Source organism: Autumnicola musiva (genome assembly GCF_031846585.1).
GTDB lineage: Bacteria > Bacteroidota > Bacteroidia > Flavobacteriales > Flavobacteriaceae > Autumnicola > Autumnicola musiva.
The window spans coordinates 434530-447393 of record NZ_JAVRHK010000001.1; the positions used below are offsets into that span (position 1 = coordinate 434530).

The following is a 12864-nucleotide window of genomic DNA, read 5'->3' on the forward strand; positions in this document are numbered from 1 at the left end:
TTTAATTATTCTAAAACGGAGTAATCTCCTATACTAATTTCTTTAAACTCACCATTAAACCGGGCAAAGTTACCAATCATGGCGTTATCCAGTTTGGCATTTTTAACTTCAGCAAAAGTTTGAATAAGGGTGTTTTTTATTTCTGAATTTTCAATTTTTGTGCCGTTTCCTACAGAAACATTAGGACCAATTTTAGCATTTTTAAGCTCGACATTTTCCCCGATATAGCAGGGTTCGGTGATTTCAGAATCCACAATTTTCACGGAATCAGACATCAGCTTTTCACCATCCTGATGCAAAAAGTTTAACATCCTGCCATTGGTTTCCACAGTCACATTTTTATTTCCACAGTCCATCCATTCATCTACCTTACCTGGAACAAACCTAAGCCCTTTTTGCTTCATGGCTTCTATGCCGTCATTAATTTGATATTCCCCACCGCGGATGATATTATTGTCTAACACTCCCTGTAATTCATTTTTAAGCACGGCAACATCCTTAAAATAATAAATTCCAATAACCGCAAGATCTGAAACCTGTTCCTGCGGCTTTTCAACAAGATCTGTTATTTCCCTGTTTTCGTTAAGTTTCACTACGCCGTAAGCACTTGGATTCTCCACCTGTTTTACCCATATTACGCCATCGGCCTCCTTATCTAACGTAAAGTCGGCTTTAAAAAGTGTATCGGCATACGCTATTACGGCAGGGCCGTTAAGAGAATCTTTCGCACACATAATAGCATGGCCTGTTCCTAATGGTTTATCCTGATAATAAATGCTGCTTTTTGCACCCAGACTTTCCGCAATTTTATTCAGATCGGTTTCAACTTTTTCACCAAAATCCTCTCCAATAATAAAAGCAACTTCATCTATTTTCTCGTCCAGCACCTTTGCAATATCTTCCACCAGCCGGTGTACAATTGGTTTTCCTGCTATAGGAATTAATGGTTTTGGAACGGTTAAAGTGTGAGGACGGAGTCTTGAGCCACGCCCTGCCATTGGTACAATAATTTTCATTTGTAAATATTTAATTACTTTGTTTATTTCAAAAATCCTCTGTTTCTAAGATCTTTATGAATTGCTTTAATATCTTCAGGAATTTCGGCTTGTAGCAGCCAGTTAACATCCAGCCCGTTATTAATAGCTGCTTTCATTATATATGGATTTTCGCCCATCAAATTACCCAGTTCCCTGAGCCCTTCTTCAAATTCCAGCATATAATCTGTATGTAATTTATCTATTAGCAGCATTATCTTAAAAACCCTGCTTATTACGGCAGTACAGAATTTTCTTGCTTTTCCGGGAGTGGCTGAAAGAATGTTGGGATTGTTGTTTTTCAAAACCTCAGTAAGCATAAGCAAATTTAGGCTGGCCTCGCCAAATTTGTCTTTGGTAATTTTTACATGCTCGGTTATCTCGCCACTTAAATAGCGCACATCCATATTTAAATATCCAACAGAATAAAATGTTTCCTGCATTCGCTTTGCCCTTTCAATAATTCTTTTTTCCAAATCTTCACGTTGCTCCTCGATACTTTTAGTACTTACCAGCTCAAAGTGCAAGCGATTGGCCAGCATTAGGTCCTTTTTTAAAAGGCGCAGGATTAATTTATCTTTCTCCTTATCGGGTAAATGACTAATAGCTTCTTTAAACTCTGGATCGAAGGTCATATCTTGTAAATTTCTTAATAGTACTTATTGATTTCCGGTACTACCAAAACCTCCCTCGCCTCTAGAAGTTTCCCCAAGGAGATCAACCTCTTCCCAGGAAATATGCTCATGTTTGGCAATTACCAGCTGTGCCACGCGTTCCCCGTTTGCAATGGAGAATTCTTCATTGGAAAGATTTACAAGAATCACTCCAATCTCACCGCGGTAATCGGCATCTATGGTGCCGGGTGCATTAAGTACAGTAATTCCTTTTTTTGCAGCCAGGCCACTTCTTGGCCTCACCTGTGCTTCGTATCCCACCGGAAGTTCAATAAAAAGTCCTGTTTTTACAATTGCCCTTTCCAGAGGTTTTAAAACAATTTCTTCTGAAATGTTTGCCCTCAGGTCCATTCCCGCCGAAGCTTCGGTTTCATAATGCGGTAATTTATGAGCAGATTTATTGATGATTTTTATAGTCATTGCTTCATTATTCGTTTTAAATCTTTGCGCTCATTAATAAATGTAATGAGCAGGAACAAAACTACAAAAGCAGAACCAGCCAGATAGTTTTCCCTGAGGAATTTAAAGGAAATTATAGAAAAACCTACAGATAGAATCAGGTAAAAAGCTATTTTTTTTAGATCATAGGGCACTGGATAATATTTCCTGCCCAAAAAGTAGGAAATTAACATCATACTTCCATAAGCAGCCAGGGTTGCCCATGCAGCTGCCATAAAGCCAATAACAGGAATTAGGAGAACATTAAAAAGGATGGTAACTGCAGCACCAAAAAGCGATATGTACATTCCCATTCTTGTTTTATCTGTTAATTTATACCAGACGGACAGGTTGTGGTAGATTCCCATAAACAAATTTGCAAGAAGAATCACAGGAACAATGGCAATAGTAAACCAGTACTCCTCATCCCTGATCACAAGCCTTTTAAAAAAATCTATATATACCACCAGCACCACAAAAATAAGACTGCCGGCAATAACAAAATAATTTAAGATTGTTGCGTAAGTTTCCCTTGCGTTTTCGTTTTTAGAATGATTAAAGAAAAAAGGCTCTGCCCCCATTCTAAAGGCCTGAATAAAGATCATCATAAAAACGGCCAGTTTATAGCAGCCGGCATATGCTCCCATAACTTCATCTGAAATCATTTCTTTTAGCAACAGCTTGTCAAGGTTCTCATTAACAACAAAGGCAATTCCCGCTACCATCACCGGCCAGCCATATTTCCACATTTTTGAAAGCAATTTAAAACTATAATCAATTTTTGTTCTGAAAAAGTATGGCAGGAGAAAAATAAAAGTGATTGCACTGGCAGCCAGATTTGCGATAAAGATGTATCCAACTTTATCTGCCTCTGAATAATTTGACAGTACAATATCTGGAGAAAACTGAGGGAATTCTGATATAAACCAGAAAAAATAGAAGTTAAGGATTACTACAACCGAAATATTCAGGACCTTCACTAAAGCAAATTTTACCGGACGATTTGTAGCCCTCAAATAAGCGAAAGGAATTACCACCAAAGTATCCAGGGCTAAAATTCCCAGCAGGTAATTAAAATAAACAGGTTGAAGATCCACCAGTGCAGTTACCCAACCCCGAAAAATAAAAACCAGAATAAAGAAAGCTACTGTGGTAAAAGTTAAAGTAAGAAAAGAAGTGGAAAAAACCTTTTCCTTCTCTCTGGAATGGCTGAAAAACCTGAAAAAGGAGGTTTCCATACCATAGGTAAGGATCACATTAAAAAATGTTGCCCAAACATAAAAGGTGGTGTTAACAGAATAACCTGCAGGTCCCAGATATTCTGTGTGAAGCGGCACAAGAATAAAATTCATGAGTCGTGGTAACACCGTAGCAAAACCGTAAATTAAAGTATCTTGAAAAAAGCGTTTTAACGTACTCAACGGGTGGATTAATTTTTACAAATATCCTAATAAATAAGAACTTACACCACCTAATTCCTACTGGTAATTCCGGTAATTTTATAATATTTGGTTTCTCCATCGTTCTGCTTAAAGACCAATAGGGCTTCATCCTTAGCGAGGCTTACAGGACTTTTTTCCGGCTTTTGGGGCGGCTTGTTCCCATATTCTACCTTAGGATCGCTGCTCATGACTATAGATGGATCTTTTGTGTTGAATCTGGCCACATATTCTCCAACTGTTTCTTCATTCTGCTTTAAGGGAGAATTCATTCCACGAAAATAAACACTCTCCAGCGAAATACGATTATCCTGAATAGCCACAATGGGAATATGTAATACTAAAGCCGCATCTTTAGAAGTGGTGTAGGCATCTTTTAACTGAACGGGAACTTTTTCCTGAAGCTTCTTGTTGCTCCCGCAATTGATGAAGAGGCTAAAAATAAATATACTGCTGAAAAGGATGTATGAATGCTTCATGATATTGGACTTTATTGATTTTTAAAGTTATGAAATCAAAACAGGTGCCAAAGAAAAACCCACAGGTTCACTGCGGGTTTTAAATTATTTAGCCAATTATCAATTTTCTTTCCTCTATTGCTTCAGATGCTTTTAAGTGGCTGGGATAATTCAGGTGCAAAAAGAGGGATTTTTACCCTTCCGTCATTCCTTCGGAATGCCACCTTCCCTTAAAAAAGGGAAAGAACTCTTGTTCCCCTGGTTTCCCCATTAAAATATCTGGATTTGACTCAGCTATCGCTCCGTCTAATTGCTCAATGCCTCCAAACGGATTGAATTTGACTCCGCTAACGCTCCGTCTAATTACTCAATGCCTCCGAACGGATTGAATTTGACTCCGCTAACGCTCCGTCTAATTGCTCAATGCCTCGGCACCTCCAACAATTTCTAATATCTCGTTGGTAATTGAAGCCTGACGTGCCTTATTATAGGTTAGTTTAAGATCATCCCTAAGCTCTGTGGCATTTTCAGTTGCTTTGTGCATAGCCGTCATACGTGCTCCGTGTTCTGAAGCAAACGAGTCACGAAGTGCTTTATAAAGCTGCATTTTAAGGGATTTGGGAATTAGGTCTTTTACTATTTCAATTTTGGAAGGTTCAAAAATATAGTCCAGTTGTTTGCTGTCTTCAGTTTCAAACTTAGGAATGGGCAGGAACTGTTCATCAGTCACTATTTGGGTGGCCGCATTCTTAAACTGATTATAAACAATTTCAATCTTGTCATAATTTCCATCAAGGAACAACTGCATTAATTCTTCGGCAATTTCAGCTACATTGTCAAAGCTTAAATCATCATAAATGTCATTATTGTTCTTATAAATAGTGAAATTTTTGGTAAGAATATCATTGGCTTTTTTTCCGATAGTATAAAATTCAACATTTTTACCGGAATAATTATCATTAGCCCTTTGCCTTACAGCTTTTATGATGTTGGTATTGAAAGCACCGGCCAAACCTCTGTTGGAAGAAATAGCTACAATCAGCACATTTTTGACTTCCCTTTCTTCAGCAAATTTACTGCTGGAATCATCATCCAGGCTGGCACTTAAATCCTGTAGAAGTTGCGTTAACTTTTCAGCATACGGGCGCATAGCTTCAATAGCATCCTGTGCCTTGCTCAACTTTGCAGCAGAAACCATTTTCATGGCACTGGTAATTTGCATGGTTGAAGAAACCGAAGTAATCCTGCTACGTAATTCTTTTAAGTTTGCCATTCTTTATTAGTATTGAGTATTGAGTATTTAGATTTTACACCAAATACTCAATACCTGCAATTATTATCATTTAAAAATGAGATTTGAGATTCTAATATCTCATCTCTCAATACTCAATACTAGCTCTTATATTTCCCTGAAAGCTCTTTTGCTACTGAAGCAAGAGTATCGGTAACTTCATCTGTAAGCTTTCCGGATTTTAAAGTATCCAGAGTATCTCTGTGCTTGGCATTAAGATATTCAAGATAATCCTTTTCAAATTCTTTCACTTTGTCAACAGGAACGTCCCTCAACAGATTTTTAGATCCAGCAAAGATGATGGCAATCTGATTTTCTACCGGGTAAGGATCATTTTGTCCCTGTTTAAGGATTTCCACGTTTCGCTTACCTTTTTGAATCACGCTTAAAGTAGCAGGGTCAAGATCTGAACCAAATTTTGCAAAGGCTTCCAGTTCACGAAACTGTGCCTGGTCAAGCTTTAAAGTACCTGCAACTTTCTTCATTGATTTAATCTGGGCATTACCCCCAACACGGGATACGGAAATACCCACATTAATCGCAGGTCGAACCCCAGAGTTGAATAAATCTGAAGTCAGGAAGATCTGCCCGTCGGTAATCGAAATTACGTTGGTTGGAATATATGCCGAAACGTCTCCCGCCTGTGTTTCAATAAGAGGAAGGGCGGTTAAGGAACCTCCACCTTTTACTTTATCTTTCAATACATCAGGAAGATCATTCATCTGGCCGGCAATATTATCGTCGTTAATAACTTTTGCCGCACGCTCCAATAATCTTGAGTGAAGGAAGAAAACGTCTCCAGGATATGCCTCACGACCCGGGGGACGACGAAGCAAAAGAGAAACCTCACGGTAAGCCACCGCCTGTTTAGACAAATCATCATACACAATAAGTGCAGGACGACCTGTGTCCCTGAAATATTCTCCAATCGCAGCACCCGCAAAAGGAGCATAAATTTGCATTGGAGCAGGATCTGAAGCATTTGCTGCCACAATTGTGGTATAAGCCAGAGCACCTTTATCTTCCAGTACTTTTGCAATACCAGCAACGGTAGAAGCTTTCTGCCCGATAGCTACATATATACAATAAACCGGCTCCCCGGCATCATAAAATTCTTTTTGATTTAAAATAGTATCAATACAAACAGTGGTTTTACCTGTTTGACGGTCACCAATTACAAGCTCACGCTGTCCCCTCCCTACAGGAACCATCGCATCTATAGACTTGATTCCGGTTTGAAGTGGCTCGGTTACCGGCTCACGGTAAATTACACCGGGAGCTTTACGCTCTAAAGGCATTTCAAAAGTTTCTCCTTCAATAGCACCTTTTCCATCAATAGGATTTCCAAGAGTGTCTACCACACGTCCAACAATACCTTCTCCAACATTAATAGAGGCGATACGCTGCGTTCTTTTCACTACGGAGCCTTCTTTAACCTGCTTATAGGAGCCTAAAAGTACAACCCCAACATTATCTTCCTCAAGGTTTAGAACAATACCTTCCAATCCGCCTTCGAACTGAACCAATTCACCATATTGTGCATTGGACAGGCCGTAAACATTTGCGATACCGTCACCTACAGTGAGTACGGTTCCAACTTCGTCTAAAGAGGCTTCAGCCTCAAAACCTGATAATTGCCTTTTTAATATTGCTGATACTTCAGCAGGATTTACTTCTGCCATAATTACTTATTATATAATAACACCTTAGTGCGTAAATTTCCTAAATTTTTGAAACGAATGTGTTGTCTTTAAATTCTCTTTTCAGGTTGTTAAGGTTTCTGGCAATACTTGCATCGTATTGCAAATCCCCAACCCTTAATATAAATCCACCTATAATACTATCATCAATTACATTTTTGATTATCGCACCAGCACCTGTTAGTTCCTTTATTTTCTTCTGAATTTTATCTTCCAGTTCTTTGGTTATCGGAACTGCTGTGGTTACTATGGCTTGCTGCATCCCGCTGGTACCGTAATATATCTTTAAATACTCTTTTGCAACAGGATTTAAAATGTTAATTCGGTTATTTTCAAGCAGGATATCAAAACTCCCAAGAGTTACAGCATTGCTACTTTTGAAGATTTCCTTCAAGGCACTTTTCTTCATGCTGTTCTTAACCACGGGACTGTTTAGCAAATGCTTTAAGTCATCACTCCCAGTAATGGTTTTTACTATGGAATCCATATCATTTTTAACCTCTTCAGCTACATTATTGTCCCGTGCCAGAGAAATTATTGCTTTTGCATAACGTTGTGCTGCCCTTGTTCCCTTCATGCTTAAACTAGTTTAAGGTAACATCACCAAGCATATCATCTATCATTTGGTGTTGTTTTTCTTTAGTGGACAATTCCTTACGAACTACTTTTTCTGCAATTTCTATAGATAGGCTGGCCACCTGATTTTTAATATCAGCCATTGCCGCTCTCTTCTCCATTTCTATGCTTTCTTTGGCCTGGGCAACTATTTGATCAGCTTTTTGCTGAGCCTCGTCGTTGGCGTCGCTCAAAATCTTTTCTTTTAACTGGCGTGCTTCTTTTAGTATACCATCCCTTTCAGCACGGGCTTCCTTTAAAAGCTTTTCGTTATCAGCCTTAAGGTTTTGCATTTCCTTCTTGGCCTCTTCGGCTGAAGATAATGCTTTATTAATTGACTCTTCCCTGTTTTTAACAGCACCAAGAATAGGATTCCATGCAAATTTTGCCATCAGGAAAATCAACACAAGAAAAACTATTGTCTGCCAGAAAAACAAACCAAATTCAGGAGTAATTAAATCCATATAATTAATTAATAATAGTTACAACATCATTTAAAAAGCACCTTCGCAACCAACCGTTGCGAAGGGCTCCTTTACCGTAATTATCTTAGTACACCAAGCAAAGAGGCAACCACCCCAAAAAGGGCAACACCTTCTACAAGTGCAGCAGCAATAATCATAGCTGTTTGAATTTTTCCAGAAGCTTCTGGCTGACGGGCGATAGCATCCATGGCAGAACCACCGATTTTACCAACTCCAATAGCCGCTCCCACAACTGCCAAACCAGCACCTAAAGCTGCAAGACCTACATACAATAATTCCATAGTTGAAAAATTTAAAAATTAAAATTAATGATGTTCATGTTCCTCTACTGCCATTCCAATAAAGAGGGCCGACAATATCGTAAAAATAAACGCTTGAAGGAATGCTACAAGCAATTCCAGTACTGTTATAAATAGTGCAAAAGGAACAGAAACTCCTGCAACCCCCGCATTTTCTAATATAAATATTAATGAAATTAAGCTCAATATAATAATGTGTCCTGCAGTAATGTTCGCAAAAAGACGAATCATCAAAGCAATTGGCTTAATTATCACGCCGGCACCTTCAACCACTGCCAGGATAGGCTTTACCCAGGTTGGAATCCCCGGCATCCAGAAGGTATGCTTCCAGTATGCTTTATTTCCATTTATAATAATTAGACCCAGCGTAAATAACCCAAGCGAAACGGTTACGGCAATATTACCGGTAACGTTAGCGGCGCCAGGCAAAAGACCTAACAGATTAGTAATCCAGATAAAGAAGAATATAGTTAGCAAAAACGGCATAAACTTCATATACTTCTTCTCTCCTATTTGCGGGATGGCAATTTCATCTCTTACAAAAAGAACCAGTGTTTCCAGAATATTGTTAAATCCTTTTGGAGCATGGGTGTTCTTACGGTGATGACTGGCAAGGCTCCGGAAAAACAACAACATCAAAATAACGGTTATAAACATAGCCGCCACATTTTTGGTAATCGAAATATCCCAAGGCTTACTGGCGTTAACAGGATTATGCTCCGCATCAAACTCTACAGCTTCAGCACCTTCCTCAAGCCGGTAGATTTTTTCATGCAAATTCACAAATTGCATCCCATTTTTTTCAACAACATGATGTCCTTCAGTATCGTGATGAAATTCACTGGACATAAAACTCACCAATCCATTTTCTGTCCATAGAATAACGGGTAGCGGAATAGTAAAGGAATTTTCACCTTCACCAAAGAAATGCCATCCATGTGCATCACCAATATGGTGCATAATCATTTCTGTGGCATCAAATTCTTCTTCAGCTTCTTCAAGAGATTCGTGCTCCTGTGCAAAGGTAAAAAAAGGAAGTATGGCAAAAGCCAGTGCAAAATACACTTTAATCAATAAAGATTTGTGTGCTGTCATAGTACCTGTTCAACTTAAAATTACGGCCTCTAAATTTCGCTGCAAAGGTATACTTTTAATTTTTATGTGAAAGCACCCTGTTCATTTTTTTGACATTATCGCAATTTTTGATAATGTTATTGATATTCAGCCAATTATTTAGGATTTATAAGTTTAACGGCAAAAACGGTTTCAAAAGCCAGAAACAAAAAATAAGGAATAAAAAATGCCAGTACATTGGCAAATGCTGCGTCTACTTTTGCCAGAAGCATGGGCAGAAGAAAAAGCACAGCCGCCAACATTTTTAAAAGCCCGGCACCCATAAAGGCAAATCCGGTTTTATCCTGAAAATTTTTATGTATAAATAACAGCAGCCCATATATGAACAATGTGGAAAAAAGGTGAAAAGCATATATTGAAAAAACGCTATAATACATTTCTTTCTCCACCAGATAGTTTATTATAAGGTACTGGCAGAGAAGGAGTATAAAAGTGAACGGAAGCAAAAATTTTAAAAACAGGAGTAGTTTTATTTTCATCTATTTATCCTTATCCAAATTACTTATCCCGCGGTAAACTTGATATAACGCAATAAATACCCCCAGTAAGGAAATTCCTATGGTAAATGCTGAATATTTATTGGGGAATTTCTCGTCCAGCCAAATGCCCAAAAAAACTCCTGCCGCGATGATAATTCCCATCTGGAAGGCAATATTGATAAATTCCAGATATTTATGCTGATTGTCTTTCATCTTTTAATAATTACCGCTTCAAATTTTGAACCCTTCAGGCATTACATAAATCCGGACTAATCAAACTGATCCAGGTAATTTTGAAGGTTTTTCCTGATTTGTACAATTCTGTAATTTTCATCTGAAATTGCTATAGGCTCACGCTCTACTCTATAATCTTCATTCTTCTGAAGCAACTCCGCAAAGCCCAGGGTGGTCATTTTATTCCGAAGGCCATGAACGGTTACAAAGCTGATTGCCGGATCATAAACATCTACAGAAGTTGATAACCGCCCGTATTCGAGATCTTCCAGGGCTTTATCTATTGTCTCCTGTAGTCCCTGCATTTTTTCCTGTTCTCCTGCTCCAAAAGAATATAGTAATTTAAAACTGGATTGGGAACTGTTTTCAGTAACAAAGTTTAATTTTTCAAGTTGGGGTATCGCAGTATTATACAGCCCCTGGGCTTTCTTCCCTTCTTCCGTCTGGGGATAATCCAATGCAAGTTCATTTAATGCACTCTTATACTCGGCCAGGCCATATAGCCGTCCTGTAGCCATTGCTTTTAAAAGTTCAAATTTGGGTACAATTTCATCCCCGGTGTATAGAGTGATAAGCTCGTTGCTCTTTTCAATAACTTCGGAATATTTCTGATTTTCGAATAATTTGTACACCTCATCATAAGCATCATCCGGAGAATTACCATCTTCAGAGAGACTCTGCGGATTTTCAATATAGGCAGCATATCTTGATTCCGGATAATTCTGAAGTATATCCTGCCTTACAGCCTCCATTTCCCGTATCCTGTTTGTGGCCTGATAAGCTTTGTACAGATTGTATTTTGCCGGCAGCACAAGTCTTTCTTCAGGAGCATTTTCGAGTAGAATTTCAAGTCTTTCCGCAGCAAGCCCAAATTCTCCGTATTTCTCACTGTAAATTATTCCCAATTGATAATAAGCAAAATCCCGGTCTCTTGTAAGACTGTCTAAAGTGTACCTGTCATTAGGAATCTGGCTGATGTAGGTCATCGCATCAAACCGTGGATCGGTTTTTATATCTATCTCCAGAAATTCATTCTGTACCTGCTCTACCCCGACATTTCCATTATTTTCACCCCATCGCCAGTTATCAGCCAGTGGCCTTCTTCCCCATGCTCTAAGGAATTCCCGTGCGCCATTGGAAATCCTGGCAGGATTATAAAAATAAAATGTGTTTACGGTACCGGCTGCCGTTTCAGCAACAGGAATAGCGGGTCCAAAATTATTTTGGGATAACGCGAGGTCATTCTGCCCGGCCAGCACTTCCTGGGTATAGGTTTCTTTTAATTTGTTTGTATAATTTGTAAAATAAGCAATACGCTCTTCCTGGGGCATGTTGGCCAATCTGAGAATACTGTCATTTTCCTGAGCTATATTCTCATATTGGATAATATCTTCCAGATTATCCCTTTTTTTACTGATGCTTCTAAATTCCCGCAAACGTGGAGACATATTTGCCAATGTACTATCAAAATAAAGGCTGGCCGCGCGATAGTTGGAATTATCAAAATTTATATTGGCAAGAATTTCATAGTTGATGGACTTTAGGTATTTATCACTGGAGGGTGCCCGCAGGGATCTGTTATAGTATTCTGTGGCAATTTCAGTAGAATCAAGCTTACTGTAATATTCCCCAATCTGAAAATAGATTTTATCCAGGAACGGCCGGTTTTCCCTGTTTTCTTCCAGTTCGGCAAGCATTTCCCGCAATTGATGATTATTGCCCTGGTTATAATCAAAATTCCGTGCCTTTTGAATATATGCATTAATCATATAAACTCGCGGAGATTTGCGGTTAAGGTCAATAACCTCATCAAAAGCAGCATTGGCGAGCTGCGGCTTATTTAATTGGTTGTGTAACTGGCCCAGGATAAAATAATATCTTCCTTTTTCATTACTCTCCCCGGTTAATTCTGCAGCACGACTTAACGGTGCCGTTGCGCTGTCTAAATGGCGAAGATTGATATAAGCTTGTGCAAGCGTTGCATTGGCATCGGCAAAATCCTGTTCCGTTAGATCGTAGTTATCTAAAATCTTCTTAAGATTGGTTATGGCAAGCCGGTTGTTCTCCAGCCGCATATTTGTTTTTTCCCTCCAGATTTGGGCATGGTTTATATTATCACTTCCCGGATATTTATGCAGTATATAATTAAAGGCTTCCAGCGCAGGAATAAATCGCTGATCAAAATATCGCGCCTTCCCCAGAAGAAGGTACGCCTCGTCAATTTGTGGGTTTTGTTCTTTGCCTTTTATTAGCATAGAATGCCGCTGAATGGCTTTTACCGCTTTTTCTTCAGCATAGCCAAAGTTCTGATTTCGGACGCTGTCTGGCAAGGTGATATTTTCATCAATTTGCATTCTTTCAATGGGAAGAATGTCCCAGTAATTATCTCCGTAATTACTGTTAAGTTCTTCCTGCCCCTGCACCAGCGCAAGATTGCCATTGTAAAGCGTATTATATTCAGTAGTCATCGCATGCCAGTTACGGCTAAGAAAAGTATTTTTCTTTCGTGAACAGCCAAAACCCAGGCACACGATAATAATGAAGAAAAGAATTCTTGTAAATGTATTCAAAATCAGCGATTCTT

14 protein-coding genes are annotated in these 12864 nt (G+C 38.8%); all 14 read right to left on the bottom strand.

Translation table 11 applies throughout. The annotated features are described in order from the left end of the window. Positions 1-5 precede the first annotated feature (5 nt). The 14 genes from RM539_RS01890 to porW all read right to left on the bottom strand — a co-directional run bounded on the left by RM539_RS01890 (position 6) and on the right by porW (position 12850). Positions 6-1016 (bottom strand): sugar phosphate nucleotidyltransferase, encoded by a 1011-nt coding sequence (locus RM539_RS01890; RefSeq protein WP_311501792.1) that lies wholly within the window; start codon positions 1014-1016, stop codon positions 6-8. A 23-nt stretch (positions 1017-1039) separates the two neighbouring features. Continuing rightward, a complete protein-coding gene (locus RM539_RS01895) occupies positions 1040-1669 on the bottom strand; it encodes a hypothetical protein (RefSeq protein ID WP_311501794.1) in 630 nt (209 codons plus the stop codon). Positions 1670-1693: 24 nt separating this feature from the next. After that, positions 1694-2128, bottom strand: a complete 435-nt coding sequence (gene dut / locus RM539_RS01900) for a dUTP diphosphatase (protein ID WP_311501796.1) — start codon at positions 2126-2128, stop codon at positions 1694-1696. Then, positions 2125-3567, bottom strand: coding sequence for a lipopolysaccharide biosynthesis protein (locus RM539_RS01905; protein WP_311501797.1), 1443 nt, complete (start codon positions 3565-3567; stop codon positions 2125-2127). Before RM539_RS01905 ends, dut begins: the two co-directional genes overlap by 4 nt. A gap of 50 nt (positions 3568-3617) precedes the next feature. Then, positions 3618-4064, bottom strand: a complete 447-nt coding sequence (locus RM539_RS01910) for a hypothetical protein (RefSeq protein ID WP_311501799.1) — start codon at positions 4062-4064, stop codon at positions 3618-3620. A 391-nt stretch (positions 4065-4455) separates the two neighbouring features. Next, a complete protein-coding gene (gene atpG / locus RM539_RS01915) occupies positions 4456-5316 on the bottom strand; it encodes an ATP synthase F1 subunit gamma (RefSeq protein WP_311501801.1) in 861 nt (286 codons plus the stop codon). 119 nt (positions 5317-5435) lie between these two features. Then, on the bottom strand, positions 5436-7016 hold the full coding sequence (gene atpA / locus RM539_RS01920) for a F0F1 ATP synthase subunit alpha (protein ID WP_311501803.1): 1581 nt from the start codon (positions 7014-7016) through the stop codon (positions 5436-5438). 40 nt (positions 7017-7056) lie between these two features. Further along, a complete protein-coding gene (atpH, locus tag RM539_RS01925) occupies positions 7057-7611 on the bottom strand; it encodes an ATP synthase F1 subunit delta (protein WP_311501805.1) in 555 nt (184 codons plus the stop codon). Between the two features lie 7 nt (positions 7612-7618). Continuing rightward, entirely contained in the window at positions 7619-8113 is a 495-nt protein-coding gene (locus RM539_RS01930) for a F0F1 ATP synthase subunit B (protein ID WP_311501807.1), read from the bottom strand. An 80-nt stretch (positions 8114-8193) separates the two neighbouring features. After that, a complete protein-coding gene (atpE, locus tag RM539_RS01935; protein WP_311501808.1) occupies positions 8194-8415 on the bottom strand; it encodes an ATP synthase F0 subunit C in 222 nt (73 codons plus the stop codon). A gap of 24 nt (positions 8416-8439) precedes the next feature. Next, positions 8440-9528, bottom strand: coding sequence for a F0F1 ATP synthase subunit A (gene atpB / locus RM539_RS01940; RefSeq protein WP_311501809.1), 1089 nt, complete (start codon positions 9526-9528; stop codon positions 8440-8442). A gap of 134 nt (positions 9529-9662) precedes the next feature. Further along, the gene (locus tag RM539_RS01945) at positions 9663-10046 is read right to left on the bottom strand and encodes a hypothetical protein (protein ID WP_311501810.1); all 384 of its coding nucleotides are present in this window, start codon (positions 10044-10046) and stop codon (positions 9663-9665) included. Next, entirely contained in the window at positions 10047-10259 is a 213-nt protein-coding gene (locus RM539_RS01950) for an AtpZ/AtpI family protein (protein WP_311501811.1), read from the bottom strand. It abuts the gene before it with no gap. Between the two features lie 56 nt (positions 10260-10315). Further along, positions 10316-12850 carry a type IX secretion system periplasmic lipoprotein PorW/SprE gene (gene porW, locus RM539_RS01955; RefSeq protein WP_311501812.1) on the bottom strand — a complete coding sequence of 845 codons (2535 nt, stop codon included), beginning with the start codon at positions 12848-12850 and terminating at the stop codon, positions 10316-10318. Between the last annotated feature and the right edge of the window lie 14 nt (positions 12851-12864).

What these genes read in the sequence shown, in the direction of transcription:
- RM539_RS01890 (WP_311501792.1), bottom strand. Translation starts at nt 1,016, where the DNA reads ATGAAAATTATTGTACCAATGGCAGGGCGTGGCTCAAGACTCCGTCCT.
- RM539_RS01895 (WP_311501794.1), bottom strand. Translation starts at nt 1,669, where the DNA reads ATGACCTTCGATCCAGAGTTTAAAGAAGCTATTAGTCATTTACCCGAT.
- dut (WP_311501796.1), bottom strand. Translation starts at nt 2,128, where the DNA reads ATGACTATAAAAATCATCAATAAATCTGCTCATAAATTACCGCATTAT.
- RM539_RS01910 (WP_311501799.1), bottom strand. Translation starts at nt 4,064, where the DNA reads ATGAAGCATTCATACATCCTTTTCAGCAGTATATTTATTTTTAGCCTC.
- atpG (WP_311501801.1), bottom strand. Translation starts at nt 5,316, where the DNA reads ATGGCAAACTTAAAAGAATTACGTAGCAGGATTACTTCGGTTTCTTCA.
- atpA (WP_311501803.1), bottom strand. Translation starts at nt 7,016, where the DNA reads ATGGCAGAAGTAAATCCTGCTGAAGTATCAGCAATATTAAAAAGGCAA.
- atpH (WP_311501805.1), bottom strand. Translation starts at nt 7,611, where the DNA reads ATGAAGGGAACAAGGGCAGCACAACGTTATGCAAAAGCAATAATTTCT.
- RM539_RS01930 (WP_311501807.1), bottom strand. Translation starts at nt 8,113, where the DNA reads ATGGATTTAATTACTCCTGAATTTGGTTTGTTTTTCTGGCAGACAATA.
- atpE (WP_311501808.1), bottom strand. Translation starts at nt 8,415, where the DNA reads ATGGAATTATTGTATGTAGGTCTTGCAGCTTTAGGTGCTGGTTTGGCA.
- atpB (WP_311501809.1), bottom strand. Translation starts at nt 9,528, where the DNA reads ATGACAGCACACAAATCTTTATTGATTAAAGTGTATTTTGCACTGGCT.
- RM539_RS01945 (WP_311501810.1), bottom strand. Translation starts at nt 10,046, where the DNA reads ATGAAAATAAAACTACTCCTGTTTTTAAAATTTTTGCTTCCGTTCACT.
- RM539_RS01950 (WP_311501811.1), bottom strand. Translation starts at nt 10,259, where the DNA reads ATGAAAGACAATCAGCATAAATATCTGGAATTTATCAATATTGCCTTC.